Source organism: Pseudoalteromonas sp. SG41-5, from assembly GCF_014164495.1.
GTDB classification, from domain to species: domain Bacteria; phylum Pseudomonadota; class Gammaproteobacteria; order Enterobacterales; family Alteromonadaceae; genus Pseudoalteromonas; species Pseudoalteromonas rhizosphaerae.
In genome coordinates this window covers 102,734-122,633 of record NZ_JACJFH010000003.1, presented here as the reverse complement: position 1 = coordinate 122,633, position 19,900 = coordinate 102,734, and the positions used below count along the sequence as shown (strand labels likewise).

Sequence of the window (19,900 nt, the reverse complement as noted above, 5' to 3'; positions counted from 1 at the left end):
TACCGAGTAAAATTTCACTTGGGTTACAGAATCACCGATTATACCCAAACCACCTCAAGATGCGAGTTTCAGTTGATTTTTTTAGTCTGATTGAGCACTAACAACGTTTTTTATGGTATTTAGTCTTACCCCGAGTAAAAACAACACTAAAAAGTACACCCCCCCTGCCAGAGCGAGTAAACCTATCAATAAAACAACTTGCTCACTAAAATGCCACTGACGCCATAAAAACTGTGTCGCAGCGTACCAAACTACAACCCCCATCAATAAAGCGGCGAGCAAACATTTGCAGGTAAACAATAAACTAAAACGCGAAAACTGATAAACCTGCTCTTTGCTTAATTGACGATAAAGCAGATACGCATTACAACTGGCCGACATTGAAGTCGCAAGCGCCAATCCTAAGTAACCTATAAACGGTGCTAACATAATATTAAAAACCATGTTCAACACCAGCGTAATAATGCCAATACGCACCGGAGTTTTAGTGTCTTGACGTGCATAAAATCCCGGCGCTAAAACTTTGATCAACATAAAACTGACAAGCCCAACAGAGTAAGCCATCACCCCTAAACTCACGGCCTGAACATGATCGACATCACCTTGACTAAACGCGCCATGATCAAATAATACAGAGATGATTAACGGGCTAATGATCATCAAACCAATCATCGCAGGTAAGCCTAAAAAGATCACAAACCGCACTCCCCAGTCTAAGGTGTGCTGAAAATCGCTGCTTTTTTCGCTGCTATGTAATTTAGATAGCGCAGGTAAAATAACCGTCGCGATACCAATGCCAAATAACCCCAGTGGAAATTCGATTAGGCGGTCAGAATAATATAACCAAGCAATTGACCCTGTCATTAACAATGACGCAATCATGGTATCAAGCAGTAGATTAATTTGACTAATAGATACCCCAAACAACGCCGGTAACATTAACTTACGGACTTTTTTTACATTTTCGTCCTGCCAGGCCCAACGTGGTTTACTGAGCATTTTCGCTCGGTACAGAAACGGCAATTGAAACAATAACTGCACCACTCCACCGACAAACACACCAATAGCTAGCGAATAAGCACCAACCGAGAATTTATCGTGTAATAAGATTGCACAGGCAATAATCGAAATATTCAACAGCACTGGCGTAAAGGCCGCAACAGCAAAACGATTATAAACATTCATCACCGCGCCACTGAGTGCAACAAGACTTACAAAAAATAAATAAGGGAACGTTAGCTTAAGTAAACTACTGGCTAATACAAATTTTTCACCGTCTGGGCCACCTTGCCACCACTCAATAAACCACCCAGTACCAAATAGTGCTGCAATAATTGGCGATGCAATTACACCGATTATAGTTACAACCAATAAAATAGTACCAAGTGTGCCAGCGGCTTGAGCAACAAACAGCCTGACTTTGTCGTCTCCTTGTTGCTGTTTGATTTCCGACAAAACGGGCACAAATGCTTGCGCAAATGCCCCTTCAGCAAATAAGCGGCGTAAAAAGTTGGGAATGCGATTAGCAAATAAAAAAACGTCGGCGGCAGCACCTGCGCCAAGTAAATTTGCGACAACAGCATCTCGCACTAATCCTAAAACACGCGATATCATTGTCATTGCACTTACAATCATACCGGAACGAAATAATCCTTTTGCCACACTAAACCTGCTTTAAAACCAACGATAAAACCAATTATGCCACAGTCTTTTTTATAAATCGCTCTAAAGCACTAGGCTGAACTCACCGCCTTTGTTACAATAGCGGTATTAACTGTGCTAGAGCGGCAAATTGATGTTCGTTATATAGGAGCAGTTTTTCTTGGTATGTCAAATTTTTATTGACATTCACGATTAAAAAAGGCATATTCCACGGCCTTTAAATTAAGCTTATTTTAAGATTGTTAGGAGCAAACCTTGGCTAACATCAAGTCTGCAAAAAAACGCGCTATCACTAGCGAAAAAAACCGTCAGCATAACGCAAGCCGTCGTTCAATGATGCGTACATACTTCAAAAAAGTAGTTGTTGCTATTGAAGCGGGCGACAAGGAAGCTGCACAGCAAGCTTTCGCAGTTGCTACACCTATTTTAGACCGTTATGCAACTAAAGGTCTAATTCACAAAAACAAAGCAGCTCGTCATAAGAGCCGCATAGCAGCTAAGATCAAAGCGCTATAATTTGTTTTTGCTAGAATATAAAAAACCGGTCTTGACCGGTTTTTTTATATCTATCATTTAACGCTTAAAATTATTTAAACACTGTTGTTGCGTTAAACAACGTCTAATTCTGGATAAAACTTTTTCAACATTGCCGCTATTTTCTTCGGTGTAAATGGTTTTACCACAAATCCTTTAGCCCCTTTATCGATTGCATCTTTAACATTCTCAACCGTTGAGTGAGCCGATACCATAACGACATTAGTTTGTGGGTTTATTTCATTGATCTGCGCGATAATCTCTTTACCATCACCGTCTGGCAACTCAATATCTAAAAAAATAATATTATAATCGGCCGCTTGGCAAGCACTTATACATTGCGCAGCTGTCGACGCTTCTCTAACATTTTCAATACCTAAGTGCATTAATGTTTGATGGAGAAAGCTGCGCACTGTTCCCACATCATCCACTATTAAAATTGAAAGCTGCGTATTCATTGTTGATCCCCGTAGGTTATGAACTAGGTTTAAGTTATTATGCTTAATAACTTTTCTAATTTAATAATCTCATTATAGAGAGCTCTGCTTAAAAGGCCAGATTTGCTTTATGTCAAATAATATAAAAAAACAATCCTTGCTAGGAAAAACGCCTCAACGAAAAAAACCAACGGCACCAACTAACAAGCGAAAAGCGCCTGCTCAGGCAAACGTCACGCAAGCACAAACACAAACTGCTAGTAGTGAATTAGCTGAAACAAAAAAAAGCCGCACAGGCATTATTGTAGCGGGTGTTATTGTGTTTGCTATTTTAGTTATCCCCAAACCACAGTTATTAACCTATGAAAAATTAGGATTAGTAACGCAAAGTGTATATTGGCCGGGACTGTTTGGTTATGGCGCCATGTTATTTGACTCAAATTTGCAGCCAAATGCCGATTTAGCGCGTAATAGCCTTTATTTATGTCAAAACAATAAGCAACCAGATACTTGTCAAAAATATCGAGTAACCGAACAAGCCGGCTTTTTTTCTGCATTACAAAAATTAATTTTGGATTAAAAAAACTAATCTGAAAATATAAAATTACTTGGTTGAAAGGTGCGCAAAATATCAACATAATGGCGCTCCTTTTTTCAACACTTGAACAACGATACAACCATGCTAAACGAGCTAGATTGGCTTTTAAATATTATCCTGTTAGCCCTAGGATTAGGGGCGTTTTTTATCAATCAATTAACAATACTGCGTGTAGCGGCGATCAGCGCCTGTGCTTTACTGTTTTTGTCATTTAGCTTGGATTTAATGTCGTCGAGTGTTATTTCAAACATGAGTTTAGTGTTGATAAACACGTTTTACTTGTTCAAGGTTTATACCTTTGGGCAATTAAATGTGCCGCAAAATTAATATCTCTCCCTAGATAATTTTATGTACCCTACCGGGCTTTGCTCGGTAGGGTATTTTTTTGCGCGAATAGAACTTGGGCAGCAAAATGAACTAAGTTAAAATCATCGGCGTATTATGCTACTTTGGGTATCACTATGCCTTTAACTGACTCTGATTTATTTTTAACGTCTATGGAAGACGTTGCTCGCCTAGATCACGATACGATCGAACCATCACAACACTTAACTGGCCCCTCTTTAGCCCAGCAACAAAAACGCAAAGCCGCAGAATTAAATTTAAACATCGATGAAAATTATCTACGTAGTGAATTAGTCGAGCTATTAGAGCCTAATGCACTATTGAGTTATAAAAATGCGGGAGTGCAAGATGCTGTATTTAAAAATCTTCGATTAGCTAAGTATCAGCTTGATGCGACACTTGACTTACATGGCCAAACACTAAAAAACGCACGCCAAGCCTTATTTGAATTTATAACTGATTGCCAAAAAAGTAATATTCGTGTGGTAGTGATCCGCCACGGCACTGGTATCAAAAACAAAAAGACCCCTGGGGTGTTAAAAAGTTATACCAATAAATGGCTACAAGAAATTGACTGCGTATTAGCCTTTCATAGTGCACTTAGGCATCATGGTGGCAGTGGTGCAAGCTATGTGTTAATTAAAAAAAGTGATGAGAAGAAGAGTGAGAACCGGGAGCGTCATAGTAAACGCTAACCCGGCTTCGTTATCAATTGTTGGTTCTATTTATTCTGTTTGGCTTTGTAAAACGGGGGCTTGTTCACTTGCATTAGCTTGATTAAACCATGCAGACACACCCATTAAGACCACTGAAATAACGATAATACTAAATTTAACGCCTGTTTGATGCTGTTTCATTGTACACCTTATTATTATTGTTAGTGTTTTTTGAGTTAACTAGACTAACTAAAATTACAGATGTTAACAAGATGTACTACGCTATTGTCGCTGAACTTTTAATAACCTTTTGTTCTATCAACCTGATTATTTAATTTAAGGCCTGTTTTCATACGTTGTACATTATTAGCAATCTGCTGCGTTACAGTTTCCAGATCAGACAATGCCGCGCAATGGGGAGTCATTGTAACCGCTGAATGATGCCAAAAAGGATGCTCTGCAGCTAATGGCTCTTGTGCAAAAACATCCAATGTTGCTCCTCTTATAATTTGATTATCTAATGCCCAAAGTAAATCGTCTGCAACGACGTGCTGGCCTCGCGCTACATTGATGAGCACGGCATGACTTGGTAGCTGCATTAATAAGTTGCGATTAATAAAACCCATCGTTTGCGTGGTTAGTGGTAATAAACACACGAGATAATCAGCCTGTGCTAACAAACTCGGTAACTCACTTACTTGATGAATGCAATTTACTTCGGGTATATTTTTAGGGCTTTGTGAAAATACACTTACGGTAAAATTATTAGCCAGTAAACGTTTAGCGCAGCTTTGTCCTAACTCACCAAAACCTAAAATCACAACATGATTATGACTATAAGCGCGTTTTGGCAGCCATTGTCGTTGTTGTTGCTTAATCACATAGTCTTTAAGCCTTAACTTATGCGCTAAAATATGGGTAAGCACATACTCTGCCATATCATGAGCTAAATTTTCATCAACGATGCGTGTCACAATGACATTGTCAGGGAGTAAGTTTAAATCAATGCTATCGACCCCTGCGCCAAATGAAGAAACTACTTTTAAATTCGGTAGTTGTGCCCACATATCTGCAGGTGCCAGCCAAGCAAGCACAAATTCAACATCCTCTAAGTTATCACAGTCTGGCCACTGTGAAATTTTTACACCTGGTAATTTAGTCGCTAACGCAGTAATAATTTTACTGCAATCACGTCCACTAATCGCAACGAGTACGCTCATGTTATGCCTATAGAGTTGTTGATTTGCAAAGAGTATAACCTTTGTTAAAACATTTAATCTAATCGAATTACTGCTCGGCTCTTTAAAAAGTCACACAACTGCAACCTAATTGTCATAGCAAGCTTTTACTCTGGCGATATATTGATCACCATATGCAAACGAGGTAATTATGATCAGTGTTGATAAAGTAATCGCAGCAAATCTACCACAATTAGAAAACTCACCTAAAGTAAAAAGTTTAGTTAAAAAAGGGTTAGGCTATTTACTTCACGAACAAGAATTTGTTGCATTTGGTGATGCCTACCCGCACTTACAAGGCATTGAGTTTGTTGAGCAAGTATTGGATGAATTAGATTTTGATACTCGCTACAAGCCAAAGCAGATTGAGAATATTCCTAGCGAAGGTAAGTTAGTTATTGTTGCTAACCACCCTATTGGCTCTTTAGATGCACTGGCATTAATTAAAGTATTATCAAGTGTTCGTAAGGATTTAAAGGTCGTTGCCAATCGCATGTTAATGTCAGTTACGCCAATGCACTCATTATTACTGCCGGTCGATAATTTATCGGGTGACAGTAAAAAGCAAGAACTCAATAATATCCACCAGCACCTTAAAGAAGCTGGGGCCATTCTCATTTTCCCAGCAGGTGAAGTGTCGCGTTTAAGCCCTACCGGAATTAAAGATTGCAAGTGGAATAGTGGTTTTTTACGGATCGCAAAAAAAGCCAATGCGCCGATTTTACCGATTTTTATTAAAGCCAAAAATAGCCCACTTTTTTATGGCACATCGATGATTTACAAGCCTTTAGCGAGTTTATTACTGGTTAAAGAAATGTTTAAACAACGACAAAAATCATTAGAGTTTGAAATAGGCGCATCGATACCCCCAGAGTCTTATTTAATTGAAAACCTCAAAGACAAAGAAGTAGTCAATCTGATCCGTAAGCAGCTTTATGCACTTACCTCAAAGAAAACCTTACCGCTTAAAACACAAGCACCCATCGCTTCCTCAGAATGCCGCAAGGAACTAAAAAAAGCCATCGAACAATGTGAGCTATTAGGCACAACTCAAGACGGCATGCAGATATACCTTTATCAATATCAAGGCAGCTCAGCGATTTTCAGAGAGCTTGGCCGGTTACGAGAGATTTCGTTTCGCACTGTTGGTGAAGGCAGTGGTAAGCGTCGTGATATTGATAAGTACGATATGGATTATCAGCACTTGGTTTTATGGGACGGCTCACAACTTGAATTGGTTGGCGCATACCGACTTGCTTGTGCTCAAGCTATTATTGATAAACACGGCCGCAAAGGTTTATATACTGATAGCTTATTTTCTTACAGTGATGCAATGACTCCTTACTTTGCTGCAGGTATTGAACTGGGTCGCAGCTTTGTACAACCTAAATACTGGGGTCGTAAAAGTCTTGATTATTTATGGTATGGGATTGGCGCGTTTGTGAAAAATTATCCTCAGTATCGCTACCTCTATGGCGCAGTCAGTGTCTCTAACGCGTTGCCAGAACCAGCCAAAGCCATGTTAGTTCATTATTATCAGCATTATTACGGCGCTAAGCAGGTTATAGCTACACCTAATAATGAGTTCAAACTCACAGAGCAGCAACTCATACAGTGCGCAAATCTATTTAGCGGTGATGATGTCAAAGAAGACTTTGTTGAGCTCAAACATGTGCTCGCAAACATGGGTGCCCAAGTACCCACTTTATTTAAACAATACACCGAACTATGTGAGCCTGGCGGCGTACAGTTTTTAAGTTTTAGTGTTGATCCTGATTTCAATAATTGTATTGATGGCTTAGTGCTTGTTGATCTTGAAAAAGTAAAAGCAGGCAAAGCAAAAAGATATTTAGGAAAGAACTAAGAACGCAAAGGTGTATAAAATAACAGCGACCAGCCATCTAGCTTATTTACTAAACCTACTTTTGATCCGTAACGTGAATTTGCGCTCGCAGTATGCTATCAAAAGTAGTTTTTATGTGCAGATATGATAAAGTGGTTGTACACAAATTGTTGACAGAACAGCTATGAAAAGGTCCCTGCTATTTTTAGCTTTTATCATTATTTTTTCGGTAGTTAGCATTCAATTATTGGTGATACCTCATTTTGAAAGTAACGTCAGGTACCCTACTGAAAAATGGGCTTTAGAGTTTTTAACATCAGGCTCTACGGATCTTCTTGCACAACAATTACAATCCATACCTAAACACCAGAGAATGGCCTACTTACAAAACATACAAGCTAATTTTGGCTTTGAACTTACTTTACAAGACTATCAACAAAGTGATTTTTCAAGTGAGCAACAATCTTGGCTCGCAGAGGATAAAATTTGGGGTGATCCGCAAACAGATTTAGCATATCGAAAAATAGATGACGAACAGCTATTAGTAATTGTAAAACCCAATACGGTTCCTAAGCATCTGATCAACGAAGCGCAACGTTGGATGATGGGCTCTTTTTACCTACTGAATAATATGCTGATGCAACACCCACAGCAGAGCTGGCCGTCGATAATTGATTCGCTCAGTGATGATTTTACATATCCCGTTGCACTGATGACATTGAGTGAGTTAACTTACACAGAGCAACAAATAGCCCAATTAAAAACAGGAGCTATTGTGACCATATCAACTGCGGATTCTGATTTTATTGGCTATCCCGCCGACATTGCCGTACAGCGCATCAAAAATAGCGATAAAGTAATTGTACTTGGCCCTTTTAGCCCTCAACTAAAGGGCAAAGTGGTGTACATGTTAAGTATCTTTTATTTTATATTCGGCTTTTTTCTGCTTATACCAATTATAATATGGTTAATTCCTGGCTGGCGCTCTATGTTATCGCTCAATAAAGTGGCGATATTACTTGGACAAGGTAAATTTGATGCTCGCGCTAAGCTAATTCGTTTTAGCCATCTAAACCACTTGTCCAAAACGTTTAATACCATGGCCGAAAAAATACAACGCCTTATCTCTTCTCATAAAACTCTGATCAATGCTGTATCACATGAATTGCGAACTCCCATCGCACGCATTGAATTCAATGTTGAATTACTTAGAAATAGTACAACCAATGACTATCAACTAGGGCAACTAGAGCGGATTGAATTATCTTTGAATGAACTAAATTCATTAGTGTCAGAAATGCTTACACATGCTCGATTTGAGCGCGAAATACCCACTCTTACATTTGCAACCGTTGAACTTAATCATTGGATAAAACAAGAGTTAATCTGTTGGCAAGAAGCCAACCCTGATACTGAGATTGTTTTACTTGAACAAGGCGCTTGCCATGCAATGATTGATAAGTTTTATATGAGCCGTGCATTAAGTAATTTAATGCGCAATGCCATAGCGTATGGAAGAAACCATATTCAAGTAAGCTATGAACAAACCGCAAAAGGCTGGCTGATTTGTGTTGCTGATAACGGTGATGGTATTCCTTTACCCTGTGCTGAGAAGGTATTTGAACCATTCTATCGAGAAGATCAAAGTCGTAATTTGCAAGTCGGTGGAACCGGACTAGGCCTTGCAATCGTTAAACAAATTTTAGGCTGGCATGAAGGAACCGCGAGTGTTGAGCCATCCAGCTTAGGTGGTGCATGTTTCATACTAAATTGGCCAGCCAAACGCACACATCGATAATCCACATAGAGAACAAGAAATGAAAACAAAGATTTTAGTGGTAGAAGATGATTTACCACTTGCTGAGTCAATTCAAGAGTATTTAACGATTGAAGGCTATCAGGTTGAAATAGAATCAAATGGCGAGCATGCGGTCTCCCGTATTCTTCAGTGGCAGCCAGCTCTGGTGCTGCTTGACGTTATGTTACCGAACAAGGATGGCTTAACGGTATGCCGCGAAGTAAGGCAGTCATACAGCGGCTATATTTTGATGTTTACTGCACGAGAAGAAGAAATTGATCAGGTTGTAGGGCTTGAAATTGGTGCCGACGATTATTTATTAAAGCCGGTGAAACCTCGCTTACTACTGGCAAAAATTAAAGCTTTTTTAAGACGTGGACATCCCACAGATCCACTCGCCATAAAGCCACAAACGAAAGAGTCTATAACGTTTGGGCAATTAATCATTAATACGCACAACCGAACTGTCTCTTTAGCAACGCAACATATCCAGCTCACAGACGGCGAATATGACCTACTGCTACTGCTTGCTAAAAATGCAGGAGTTATTCTGTCACGTAGTGACATTGTTGAAAAAATAAAAGGTTATCACTATGATGGAATTGAACGTGGTGTTGATAATCATATTAGCCAGTTACGCAAGAAGCTCGGTGATAATGCGCGTAACCCAATAAAAATTAAGACTATCCGTTCCAAAGGCTACTTATTTGTAGTTAGTGCGTGGTAGTTCTAGGTGGATATGGCGCTATATCTCCAACATGGGAGTAGCGCCTTTGAGAGACTTGAACTGTGGATAATACATCTATCTCAGCAACTATTTCACACTAACCAGAGGAGTTTTAATCTAAAGTTATTCTTCAGCCATTACTCGTTTACCATTACTATCGACAACTAATAAATATGAAGCGCCAAAATTACCCGCACATAAATCGATAGCCTGATTGGCAACTTTTAGGCCATTAGCACAATTACTCACCGCTAAGAACGCTGTGACACTGCCCTTTTTTGTAGTTAATACTTTTTTATCATCAATTGACACATCATACTCGCCGTTGGCAAATAAACGCACATTAAATACATCTGCAGTATTGTTTTGTTTTTTATCAATGACAGACAAAGCCCGCTTACCTGAAGATTGCCAAGCAATTACCCATAAATCGTCGTTATTACTCAAAGTTGTATTTATGCGTTCCTCTTTATTCGCATTGATACTATCTTTAACTCCCAAGTTAATCATGTTATTGATTACTTTATAACTGTAGTTATAGCGACTACCCACAGCATTGGCCTCTACATCGCCCGCAGCGATGTTATCACTATCGAATAAACCACTGTAGCCGGTGCTAATACTCCTTTTTTTGACATGAAAGTCAGCCATATAATCCAATGAATTTATGAAAGACATATTTGCTTGATGGGTTAATTTATCATCTAATTCATCCGTGCTTTCACCACATCCACTTAAAGCAGCTGCCACACCAAACAACAGTGCAATACTAAATCCTTTATTACTGGTGCTCATAACAATCTCCATAATGTTTAATTTTATCAACGCTAAAAACCGCACTAAACGCTGTTATTACTTTAATAATTTTTTATTAATCAATTACTAAGTATTTTATTTCGAATAGCGAAATTTACTGAAAAAATGTTAGCATATCCTTTACGAGACATCTCTCAGCGCTTGTCGGACATTGTCAGAAATTGTCTGTTTATAATGAACAGTTTAATGATGGCCTTGCGTTATAGTCAGCTGATACGGCTAAATACCTGCTCTAAAAGCTGTGTATATATTTTCTCAATTTTTAGTAAGTCATTAATAGGCACATGCTCGTTAACTTGGTGGATGGTATTATTTCGTACCCCGCATTCAATCACTTGGGTGTAGTCATTGGCAAAAAACCGCCCATCAGAAGTTCCGCCACTGGTACTTAATAAAGGATAACTGCCTGTCACATTAAAAATAGCTTGTTCAACTTGAGTCAATAAACAGCGACGCGTTTGATGACTCGTATAAAAAGGCTCACACGGACGCTCCCATTCCACACTCAGCAAAGCTTGTAAATCGTCTAACGCGAATTGAATCTCATTTTTTATATCACTGCTTTTATAACCATGGCTATAACGAATATTAAATGTCATTTCACATCGTGCTGGCACCATATTATCGACCACATTTGCAATATTAATCCCGGTTATTTGCAAGCTCGTATGTGAACTTGGCTCGTCACGCTGCCAAGTTATGCTAGTCAAGCGCTTGATTACTTCTGCACTAAGATGAGCTGCATTGATGGTGTTTTCTGGATAAGCAACATGCCCTGCTTTGCCGTTGATCACTAACCGCGCAGAGAGTGCACCTCGACGGCCATTTTTGATTGTATCACCAACATGCAAATGACTGGTTGGCTCGCCGACAATGCAGCCGTCAAGTTGGATGCCCTGTTGCGCTAAACGCTCGGCAATCAGTAGTGAACCATATTCCGCCTCCCCTTCTTCATCAGAGGTGATCAACCAGTAAAAAGTACCTTTTTTTGCAGCTACGTTAGCTAGTAATGCACGACTGGCACATAACATGGCGGCAACGCCCCCTTTCATATCAGCAGCGCCTCGGCCATAAATCGCGCCATCAATAATATCACCTGAAAATGGTTCTGCTCGCCACGCCCCTCCAGATGCGGGGACCACATCAATATGCCCCGAAAAAGCATAGCGTGGCCCATCACCAAAGCTTACTTTAGCTATTAAGTTAGTAACATTATTAAAGGTAAACTGTTCACAGTTAAAGCCAAAGTCTGTTAACTGCTTTGCTAACCAGTCTATTGCCCCGGCTTGCTGTGGTGTAACAGATTTAAATTGGATCAGCTTTTGAAGGTAACTGACCACAGTATCAGTGTGGATTGCATCATTCGTGGTGTGAGATTGGATAGCTAAAGTCATAATTAACACCCTTATTAAGAGAGAGTGTATTCATTACAACCTGAATTTATGACCGCTTTATGAAACACGGATTATACTAATCGTTTTAAGTTACTGACCATTTATAGCGACAGAAAAATACAGTGATAACAAGGCAGAGATTTTGACATGTAGTTGTTCTCGGCAATTGCTCCTGCATTGCTCTACCTCTTGCATCCATGCAGTCTTAAATGAAAAATTACTAACGCAGTTAGCGCTTTATTTAGCGCGCTAGAATGGTTAAATATTTAAGTCGATTGGTATTAGTGTGCACCTTCTTCGATGAATGCTTCTTGGCTAACTTTAGCGATATCTTTATCATCTTTGGTCAATTTTGTTTGTTGCCAACGACCACGACAAAACCACAAATACGATAGCGATGCGACGATCACATTGGTGACAGCAAACGAGTACCAAATGCCGTGATCGCCCAGATGTGTGTGTTTTGACAAAATATACGCCACCGGAAACTGTACTACGCATTGAGAAAACAGCGCCAACAACATCGCATTAAGCATGTTCCCTGATGCTCTAAATGCAGCCACCACACATAATTGCACGCCTATTCCGCCCCAAGTTAAGCACATAACACGAATAAACTGTGCGCCTTTGGCTATCACACCTTGATCATCGGGGATAAAAAATGCCACTAAGTAAGGTGCAAATATAAATGCAATCGCCCCAATAAAAGACAAACCACATAATCCCCAAAGTACCGCCAACTTAGTAATTTGCTCTGCTCGTTGCGGGTTACCTGCGCCCATGTTTTGTCCGACCAAGGTCGACACAGCCATCGAGAGTCCCATAGCCGGGATCATCACCATCTGTAATATATTTGAACCAACACCATAAGAAGCAATGGTTTGAGTGCCAAAACTAGCCACTAAAAAAGACATGATAATCAAACCAAATGCACGCGCTGACAACTCCACAGAGCCTGGTGCACCTAAATAAAACGCTTGTTTGATATAACTGTAATCAGGAATGAAACTTGATAATTTTAGCTTAATACCATGGCGACCACGCATAAAAATAACAATGCCAGCAATGGCTGCCAAACTTTGTGTCACCAATGTAGCCAGCGCTGCCCCCATCACCCCAAGACCTGTAAAGCTGCCATAACCAAAAATAAATAATGGATCGAGTACAAAGTTTAGCAACACGGTTACGGAAACAATGATCAATGGCACCTTGGTTTGGCCAATACCCCGCATTAAGGCTTGAAACATGGCATAAATAAATACAAATACCACCCCCACAAATGACACATGCATAAATTTTAAAGCATCGTTATAAACGGCATCTTCAACACCCAGTAAATGTAAAAAGTAAGGCGATAGCAAATAACCGATAACTCCTAAAAAAATGGCTGTCACAGTCACCATTAACACTGTTTGCGCGGCCACATGGTTTACTTTATCTTGTTGGCCAGCCCCCATATATTGCGCTGACAAAATTGCCCCCGCCATCGCAAGTCCAGAGCCAATCGCAATCACTAAAAAAGTCACCGGCATACTTACTGACACCGCTGCAACTTGTGCCGCCCCTAAGCGACCAACCCAAAACGCATCGGTTAATTGATAGGCAGATTGTAAAATGTTGATAAGAATAATAGGAACTGCAAGTTTTAACAGTGCTTTGCTAATAGAGCCAGACAGAAAAAGATGGTTGGTTTCGTTCATTGTATACCCTTGCTTTAAGCAGCAATTATAACTTATTTTCCTGACCTATTGATGAATAGCAATAAAAAAGAGTGCACTGTCAATCGATTTTAAACGTCAATTAAGTAAACCTTAATCTAAATCAAACAAACGCTGCGCCGTTTTATACCCTGTTATAAAGCTTGATCTAGAACAGTTTTATATTTTTTTTTTGGCTGATAATAGCGTCAATTCAAAAAAGTAGTTCTCGGAGAACAGCATGAAAAAACAACTTAGCGCAGCGTTACTCACCTCACTTTTAATCGCGTCTCCTTTCGCCAGTGCAAACTTAAGCGTTAATGTCGGTGCTATTAATGTTAACCCTGACAATAGCAGCTCAGCGATCAATGAAGATCCAAGTTTAGGCTTAAAAGGTAGCTCGGATACACAACTAGGTATTACAGTTGACTATGCATTTAACGATCAGTGGGTTCTAGAATTGGTTGCTGCAACACCCTTTTCTCATGAAGTTAATGGCGCAGGTGGTTTAGCTGGCAATAAAATAGCAGATATTAAGCAATTACCGCCGTCACTAATCGCTCAGTATCACTTTTTAGAAAGCACTTCAGCATTTCGTCCGTTCGTTGGTGTGGGTATTAACTACACAGTGTTTTTTGATGAGCAACCTTCAGCCGCACTAAAAACAGTACTGGGTACCGATAACGTTGAAGTCAAGCTTGATAATTCATTTGGTTTTGTAGCCCAAGCAGGCTTCAATTACATGCTAGATCAAAACTGGGGCGTACACGCAATGGTATCAATCATGGATATTGAAACCGATGCAACTGTGTATGCCGGTGGCAAGCAAGCCCTCACTTCAACAGTAAAAATTGACCCTGTAGTTGCCATGTTAGGGGTTAAATACGCTTTTTAAGCATGCTCTAAAAAGGCCTGATGGCCTTTTTATCTGTGTGTGTAAAATCAGCTGGGAAGATTTGTTATTTTTTTCTGCTCTAACATTTCTTTCCAGTGTATAATTTCCGCTGGTAATATAGGCACAACACCGTCGAAGTTTACCGCCTCTAGCATTTCTTCTACGCTGACGACACCTCGCTTGCGCTTAAACACACCTCTTACATAGGCGATCGCATGCAAGCCACGCTCGGAATGAAATTTTTGCTCAATATAAAAATACTTATGATCCCAACCCACTAAGCGCGTGCTAATGGTATAGCGTTGCATTGGCTTAATATCACGAATATAAGTAATGGCCGTGGCGTTAACGATAGGAAACCAACGTTTTTTCATAATCGTTTCAAGCAAGCCAACTCGCTCAGTCATCCAAGTGCGAGCTAAATCCATCATTGCTAAATAACGAGAGTTAGTAAGATGTAAATTAATATCACAATCACTTGGCAGCGCTTTGTAATCTATATCCACAGTGTCTAACAATGATTGATAATCACGGTTACGTTTGATTTTAAAAAATAATAATAAAAGACGAAAATATAAGTTCACAATAAAGGTCTTACCAGTTAACAATTTTGTGAGTGTAGCATAGCGTATTGCATTGGAGAATATTCTGCTCTACTCTGAAATTCTCTGAAATTCTCTGATTATAAATAATAGTAGAAAAATGATGAAAAAATCAGTTTCTTATTTAAGTGTGGTATTAGCATTGATGAGTACCAGCGCGATGGCCGACTTTAACTATCCAGGCGAAGGAAACGTACGTTATCCAACTGGGGTTGAAAAGCCGTTTCAATTTGGGTTTGCTTGGCAGCAACAAAATAGCAAGTTTACTATAGGTAAAAAAAGCTATGATATGCAATTACCTGAATCCTATTCCATTGCTATTACTTTAGCAAAAGACGAGCAACAAGTGTGGGTGCAAGAATTTAATAATGGCTTTATTGAAGGATTCAGCTGGGAAATTGGCGAACACACAATCAAACTTGAAAAACGTCAATATAAAGGCGCGGTAAAAGGGGATTATGTTATCAGTTTAGATAACAAAGATTACTTTTTTGCCCGTAATAACATCAGTATCTTAATTAAGTTCACCGCTGAGGGTATCGATACTGTCGCTATTGACGGTGTAACCAAAGATATGGGTACTAAGCAATAGTACCCAACACTGTTGATTTGAGTCAGTTTACACTTTTACCGTTTTACGATTAATGCCGTAATCACGTAGCTTATTTGCAACTGCGGTATGACTTAACCCTAAACGCTTAGCCAACTGTCTCGAACTTGGGTAAGCAGGGTACAACTTACGTAATAATGTAGCCTCAAAACGCTTTACAGCTTGATCGAGCGAGCCCTCAAAATCAGACTCCAAGTACCCTAAATCATGGGTAAATGTAGGTAATTGTAAATGCTCAACACGCAGCTCGTTATCATCTAATAACGAGACCGCACGGTATATCGCATTTTCTAATTGGCGGACATTGCCCGGCCAAGGATAATCTTGTAAAAACGACAAACATTCTGCAGATAGTTCCGGAATTGCATGACCATTTTGCTGCGCATATTTTTGAATAAAATGTTCTGCAAGTGGCCCTACATCAGCTTTACGATCACGTAATGGAGCAATTTCTAAAGTCAGTACATTGATCCGATAATATAAATCTTCTCTAAACGTACCCTCTTGTACCATCGCGGGTAAATCTTTTTGCGTGGCGGCGATAATGCGTACATTTACTTTTACTTCGTTCTCATCGCCAACTTTGCGAAATGTCCCATCTTGTAAAAAGCGCAGTAACTTAGTTTGAAGTTGGGTAGACATTTCACCCACTTCATCTAAAAATACCGTGCCACCATCCGCTTGCTCTAATACGCCGCGTTTTGGCGCTGCATTTTCTTCATAACCGGCATAACCAAATAATTCAGACTCAGCAACATCATCAGGCAGTGAAGCGCACGATAAAGCGATAAAAGGTTTCACAGAACGATTAGATGCATAGTGACAAGCGCGTGCCAGTAACTCTTTGCCGGTACCGGTTTCACCAGTGATAAGTATCGGAGCTTCAAGTTGCGCCATTTTACGCGCTTCACGAACCACACGACGCATCGCAGTGCTAAAGTTGTGAATAGTTGCAAAGCTTTCTTGACCATAACGACGAAACGCACTTACCTGCTGACCTAAACGGCTTTGTGATTTGATGTTGATCACCGCACCGGCTAATACATCACCTTCGTTGCCTTGTGGTACTGCGATTGGCAAGATATCCGCGATAAAATCTTCACCAGCCACCTCAACCCGGGTTGTTTGTCCCAGTACTTCTTTGCCTTCTAACCAACGGGTAAAGTTAAAGCCTTTCAATAGATTATTAATATTTGAACCAATAACTTCTTTTTCAGTTAACTGTAAGTCTTTACATGCAGCATCGTTGCAAAGCCTTACCCAACCTTTGGCATCAATTGAGATCACACCATCTGGTAGCGCACGCAACAATGTGTTGAGCTCATTATGCTCACGCTCAGAAGGTAAAAAAGCGGTGGTACGTACATCCTGCACACCATCAATTAATCGAATTGAGGGCATGATTTTTTGAAACTGCTCAAATTCAATCGGTGGAAAACTCACATACATACGACAGTTAATTGAATCAACTTCAATACCTTTTAAATCAACGCGATAGTTGACTAAAATATTGAGTATTTCTTGAGCAATACCGATGCGGTCTGCACAATGGATATCTAAACGCATTTCACCCTCAAAAAGAGAAAACCTACTATGTCGCAAATAATACGCTAACTACCCATCGCTGGGTAGTCTATTGTAAAGATTTTTGGACAAATGATACTAACCATTATTGCAAAGACTTTTTATGGCAACTGACTATAATTTAGTATGAATGATATTAGAAAAATTCAAATACTTGGCTAATATCATTTCCACAAAAAATCCGTATAATGAAAACATATTAAAAAATGTAACTAAAGTGATAACGAGGCTTGTTTGAAAATTAAAAAATATAAACTCTTTTCTATTCTCTGCTTAGCCCTAATTATCGCTGGCTGTAAGGTTGAAGACCCCTATGATACAGGCGAAACACAAGCCCAAAAGAGCGATGCACAACTGCGCGATGATTATTTAAAAAAAACGTTTAATGGTGTAATCACAATAACCGATCAGCAAGCTAATAGTGTGGCTGGCATCATGGTTGAGTTTGCAGGACAGCAGTATCAAACAAATGCCAGTGGGCAAATTAATTACTCAGGTATTACAACAGGTAACCATCGGTTAATGATCGCTGATGAAAGTTACTTCCCTGCTGTCGCTACAGTCAAAATTACTGCTGATAACGCTCAGCAACAGCTGACCCTAACAGCTAAGAGTAGTAACTCGGTTAGCCTGCTATTTGCTGGCGATACTATGTTTGCACGACGCTTTTTAGATCCCTCTTTGGCAACTATGACGGCTGCGATCCCTGATGTCGCAGGGGCACTTATTCGTCCAGCAACAGCCAGTGAAAATGCTCAAGCATTAACACATTTTGTCGCACCATTTTTTCAAGCTGCTGATTTTTCATCAGTAAACTTAGAGACACCGATAACAAGTAGTCCTGAAGCAGCACATCCAACAAAAGAGTTTAGCTTTTTTTCATTACCTGAGACGCTAGATGGGATCAAAGCCATTGGTATTGATTACGTCGCACTAGGAAATAATCATGTGTATGACTTTTTAGAAGATGGCCTCAATGATACTTTGCTTGAAGTAGATAGCGCTGGCCTTGCTCACAGTGGCGCAGGGAAAAACATAGCCAGTGCTTACCAAGCAAAGTTCATGGATGTGGGAACACTCACGTTAGGACTTTTTTCAGCGACCTCCATTACAGGTAAAGAACATGCAATTACCTATGTTACCGATGCCACAAAAGGCGGTGCCGCAGATTTAACAGAAACAGAATTAGTCTCCAACTATCTTAATGATGCAGTGCAAAATAGTGATTATGTAATTGCCCAAATGCATGGTGGTGATGAATACACTTATCAACCCAGCGGTTACATTAAAGGCAGGTTTAATTCTTTATCCAAACAACAAACCAATTTATTAGTTGCTCATCATCCGCATATTGCCCAAGGCTTTGCAGTTTTTAATGGCGTACCTGCCATTTTAGGCTTAGGCAATTTTGTGTTTGACCAAGACCGCTTAGAAACGCTGCTTGGTGTTGCGGTGTTAGTAAATGTAGACAAAGATGCATCTCCTATGACGAAGCGCGCTTTTGCTTACCCTATTTATGTTGAAGGGTATCAGCCTAAATTTACCAATGGTTTTTTGAGTGATTATTTATTACGACGTCTGGCTGAGTTTTCTGATAATAACATTACCTTGATCCCACGAGATGGTTATGCCGATGTATTTTTCACCGCAGATCAAGCGACTGTTTCTCAGCACACGGAAACAGTTACAGTTACCCCAAATCAAAGCATTCTAGACTTACGCAACTTTGCTCCATCAACAAAAGCATTTTTATCTAAACTTGAAATCATTGACGGATCGCCAAGTGATGTCACTTTAGGGCGCGATTTAATGATTTTCGGTGACTTTGAAGATTGGGATAACGATGATGAACAACTAGAAGTTGCTCGTTGGGATCACACCGGCGACAGCGTAACGCCTTGCTTAAGTGGTGCTCGTTCAGGCGCGCAAGGCTTATGCTCTGCTCGCACCCAGTTTGATAACACGCCATCGCTGCTCCCATTTAGACAAACCATTCGTGCAATGGAATTACCTAATGATGATGGCTCAATTGATGTCTTCAAGGAGTTTAGTTTGTTTGGTTACAGTAAAGCTGAAAACGCCGGAAAACTAGACGCAAAAATAGTTTATACCACCGCTGAGGATGGCCTTGAATTTTCTACTCAATTGGTCGATATTGAACCGGCTGGTAACCATGACTGGCAAGCCTTAAACTATGACTTTTCACTGCCTTCTGACGACTTAACACTTGGCCCAGAACAGTTACCACCGCGCGGTATTAAAGTTACCTTGCGTCACTTTGCGCCAAATAGTGGCGAAGCAAGCTTGGCGTTGGATGATATGGCAATGATTTCATGGCAACAAAAAGTAAACTTCACTGATACGATGTGGCGCACGGATAAAATCCATGGATTTGACTTTTTACGTTTAAATGCAACGTCTTCTGTTACGTTTAAACTAACGTATAGCACCTTTAATTAATCTC

At 39.9% G+C, this 19,900-nt stretch carries 19 protein-coding genes; 10 read left to right on the top strand and 9 right to left on the bottom strand.

The window, feature by feature from the left end; translation table 11 throughout:
* Window positions 1–81: 81 nt before the first annotated feature.
* A complete protein-coding gene (gene murJ, locus H5232_RS01685; protein ID WP_404699110.1) occupies window positions 82–1,620 on the bottom strand; it encodes a murein biosynthesis integral membrane protein MurJ in 1,539 nt (512 codons plus the stop codon).
* A 297-nt stretch (window positions 1,621–1,917) separates the two neighbouring features.
* Here murJ and rpsT point away from each other — a divergent pair, with 297 nt between their 5' ends.
* Window positions 1,918–2,178 carry a 30S ribosomal protein S20 gene (gene rpsT, locus H5232_RS01680; protein ID WP_145237275.1) on the top strand — a complete coding sequence of 87 codons (261 nt, stop codon included), beginning with the start codon at window positions 1,918–1,920 and terminating at the stop codon, window positions 2,176–2,178.
* A gap of 92 nt (window positions 2,179–2,270) precedes the next feature.
* Here the strand turns inward: rpsT and H5232_RS01675 are convergent, their stop codons facing one another.
* Entirely contained in the window at window positions 2,271–2,654 is a 384-nt protein-coding gene (locus tag H5232_RS01675; RefSeq protein ID WP_145237278.1) for a response regulator, read from the bottom strand.
* Window positions 2,655–2,763: 109 nt separating this feature from the next.
* On the opposite strand from H5232_RS01675, the gene H5232_RS01670 reads away from it, so the two are divergent.
* The 3 genes from H5232_RS01670 (at window position 2,764) to smrA (ending at window position 4,271) form a co-directional block, all read left to right on the top strand.
* Window positions 2,764–3,213 carry a hypothetical protein gene (locus H5232_RS01670; protein ID WP_182717079.1) on the top strand — a complete coding sequence of 150 codons (450 nt, stop codon included), beginning with the start codon at window positions 2,764–2,766 and terminating at the stop codon, window positions 3,211–3,213.
* A 99-nt stretch (window positions 3,214–3,312) separates the two neighbouring features.
* On the top strand, window positions 3,313–3,558 hold the full coding sequence (locus tag H5232_RS24095) for a hypothetical protein (RefSeq protein ID WP_145237284.1): 246 nt from the start codon (window positions 3,313–3,315) through the stop codon (window positions 3,556–3,558).
* A gap of 134 nt (window positions 3,559–3,692) precedes the next feature.
* Entirely contained in the window at window positions 3,693–4,271 is a 579-nt protein-coding gene (smrA, locus tag H5232_RS01665; protein WP_182734410.1) for a DNA endonuclease SmrA, read from the top strand.
* Window positions 4,272–4,301: 30 nt separating this feature from the next.
* Here smrA and H5232_RS24090 read toward each other — a convergent pair whose 3' ends face one another.
* Together H5232_RS24090 and H5232_RS01660 are read right to left on the bottom strand one after the other, a co-directional pair.
* A complete protein-coding gene (locus H5232_RS24090; RefSeq protein ID WP_257325490.1) occupies window positions 4,302–4,433 on the bottom strand; it encodes a hypothetical protein in 132 nt (43 codons plus the stop codon).
* A 98-nt stretch (window positions 4,434–4,531) separates the two neighbouring features.
* A complete protein-coding gene (locus tag H5232_RS01660) occupies window positions 4,532–5,452 on the bottom strand; it encodes a glyoxylate/hydroxypyruvate reductase A (protein WP_182830498.1) in 921 nt (306 codons plus the stop codon).
* A gap of 169 nt (window positions 5,453–5,621) precedes the next feature.
* Between H5232_RS01660 and H5232_RS01655 the strand changes: the two genes are divergently transcribed.
* From H5232_RS01655 to H5232_RS01645, 3 genes are all read left to right on the top strand, one after another.
* Window positions 5,622–7,334 (top strand): lysophospholipid acyltransferase family protein, encoded by a 1,713-nt coding sequence (locus tag H5232_RS01655; protein ID WP_182783871.1) that lies wholly within the window; start codon window positions 5,622–5,624, stop codon window positions 7,332–7,334.
* A gap of 163 nt (window positions 7,335–7,497) precedes the next feature.
* Entirely contained in the window at window positions 7,498–9,111 is a 1,614-nt protein-coding gene (locus tag H5232_RS01650; RefSeq protein ID WP_182783869.1) for an ATP-binding protein, read from the top strand.
* 19 nt (window positions 9,112–9,130) lie between these two features.
* Window positions 9,131–9,838: a response regulator transcription factor gene (locus H5232_RS01645; RefSeq protein WP_182717074.1), complete on the top strand. Its 708-nt coding sequence runs from the start codon at window positions 9,131–9,133 to the stop codon at window positions 9,836–9,838.
* Window positions 9,839–9,961: 123 nt separating this feature from the next.
* Here the strand turns inward: H5232_RS01645 and H5232_RS01640 are convergent, their stop codons facing one another.
* From H5232_RS01640 to H5232_RS01630, 3 genes are all read right to left on the bottom strand, one after another.
* Window positions 9,962–10,633, bottom strand: a complete 672-nt coding sequence (locus H5232_RS01640) for a hypothetical protein (protein ID WP_182717073.1) — start codon at window positions 10,631–10,633, stop codon at window positions 9,962–9,964.
* A 227-nt stretch (window positions 10,634–10,860) separates the two neighbouring features.
* Complete coding sequence (gene dapE, locus H5232_RS01635) at window positions 10,861–12,048, bottom strand: succinyl-diaminopimelate desuccinylase (RefSeq protein WP_182717072.1); 1,188 nt, start codon at window positions 12,046–12,048, stop codon at window positions 10,861–10,863.
* Window positions 12,049–12,329: 281 nt separating this feature from the next.
* The gene (locus H5232_RS01630; protein WP_182717071.1) at window positions 12,330–13,748 is read right to left on the bottom strand and encodes an MATE family efflux transporter; all 1,419 of its coding nucleotides are present in this window, start codon (window positions 13,746–13,748) and stop codon (window positions 12,330–12,332) included.
* A gap of 238 nt (window positions 13,749–13,986) precedes the next feature.
* Between H5232_RS01630 and H5232_RS01625 the strand changes: the two genes are divergently transcribed.
* Window positions 13,987–14,640 carry an OmpW family protein gene (locus H5232_RS01625; protein ID WP_149980817.1) on the top strand — a complete coding sequence of 218 codons (654 nt, stop codon included), beginning with the start codon at window positions 13,987–13,989 and terminating at the stop codon, window positions 14,638–14,640.
* A gap of 47 nt (window positions 14,641–14,687) precedes the next feature.
* Here the strand turns inward: H5232_RS01625 and H5232_RS01620 are convergent, their stop codons facing one another.
* The gene (locus H5232_RS01620; protein ID WP_182717070.1) at window positions 14,688–15,224 is read right to left on the bottom strand and encodes a thioesterase family protein; all 537 of its coding nucleotides are present in this window, start codon (window positions 15,222–15,224) and stop codon (window positions 14,688–14,690) included.
* Between the two features lie 118 nt (window positions 15,225–15,342).
* Here H5232_RS01620 and H5232_RS01615 point away from each other — a divergent pair, with 118 nt between their 5' ends.
* Window positions 15,343–15,834: a hypothetical protein gene (locus H5232_RS01615; protein ID WP_404674458.1), complete on the top strand. Its 492-nt coding sequence runs from the start codon at window positions 15,343–15,345 to the stop codon at window positions 15,832–15,834.
* A 27-nt stretch (window positions 15,835–15,861) separates the two neighbouring features.
* On the opposite strand, the gene tyrR is transcribed toward H5232_RS01615, so the two are convergent.
* Complete coding sequence (gene tyrR, locus H5232_RS01610) at window positions 15,862–17,418, bottom strand: transcriptional regulator TyrR (protein ID WP_149980819.1); 1,557 nt, start codon at window positions 17,416–17,418, stop codon at window positions 15,862–15,864.
* Window positions 17,419–17,670: 252 nt separating this feature from the next.
* On the opposite strand from tyrR, the gene H5232_RS01605 reads away from it, so the two are divergent.
* Window positions 17,671–19,896, top strand: coding sequence for a CapA family protein (locus H5232_RS01605; RefSeq protein WP_220493209.1), 2,226 nt, complete (start codon window positions 17,671–17,673; stop codon window positions 19,894–19,896).
* Window positions 19,897–19,900: the final 4 nt, after the last annotated feature.

Coding starts and splice junctions, on each gene's coding strand:
- H5232_RS01645 (WP_182717074.1), top strand. CDS start 9,131: ATGAAAACAAAGATTTTAGTGGTAGAAGATGATTTACCACTTGCTGAG.
- H5232_RS01655 (WP_182783871.1), top strand. CDS start 5,622: ATGATCAGTGTTGATAAAGTAATCGCAGCAAATCTACCACAATTAGAA.
- H5232_RS24090 (WP_257325490.1), bottom strand. CDS start 4,433: ATGAAACAGCATCAAACAGGCGTTAAATTTAGTATTATCGTTATTTCA.
- H5232_RS01615 (WP_404674458.1), top strand. CDS start 15,343: ATGATGAAAAAATCAGTTTCTTATTTAAGTGTGGTATTAGCATTGATG.
- murJ (WP_404699110.1), bottom strand. CDS start 1,620: ATGACAATGATATCGCGTGTTTTAGGATTAGTGCGAGATGCTGTTGTC.
- tyrR (WP_149980819.1), bottom strand. CDS start 17,418: ATGCGTTTAGATATCCATTGTGCAGACCGCATCGGTATTGCTCAAGAA.
- H5232_RS24095 (WP_145237284.1), top strand. CDS start 3,313: ATGCTAAACGAGCTAGATTGGCTTTTAAATATTATCCTGTTAGCCCTA.
- H5232_RS01660 (WP_182830498.1), bottom strand. CDS start 5,452: ATGAGCGTACTCGTTGCGATTAGTGGACGTGATTGCAGTAAAATTATT.
- H5232_RS01630 (WP_182717071.1), bottom strand. CDS start 13,748: ATGAACGAAACCAACCATCTTTTTCTGTCTGGCTCTATTAGCAAAGCA.
- H5232_RS01670 (WP_182717079.1), top strand. CDS start 2,764: ATGTCAAATAATATAAAAAAACAATCCTTGCTAGGAAAAACGCCTCAA.
- H5232_RS01650 (WP_182783869.1), top strand. CDS start 7,498: ATGAAAAGGTCCCTGCTATTTTTAGCTTTTATCATTATTTTTTCGGTA.
- smrA (WP_182734410.1), top strand. CDS start 3,693: ATGCCTTTAACTGACTCTGATTTATTTTTAACGTCTATGGAAGACGTT.
- H5232_RS01625 (WP_149980817.1), top strand. CDS start 13,987: ATGAAAAAACAACTTAGCGCAGCGTTACTCACCTCACTTTTAATCGCG.
- H5232_RS01675 (WP_145237278.1), bottom strand. CDS start 2,654: ATGAATACGCAGCTTTCAATTTTAATAGTGGATGATGTGGGAACAGTG.
- dapE (WP_182717072.1), bottom strand. CDS start 12,048: ATGACTTTAGCTATCCAATCTCACACCACGAATGATGCAATCCACACT.
- H5232_RS01640 (WP_182717073.1), bottom strand. CDS start 10,633: ATGAGCACCAGTAATAAAGGATTTAGTATTGCACTGTTGTTTGGTGTG.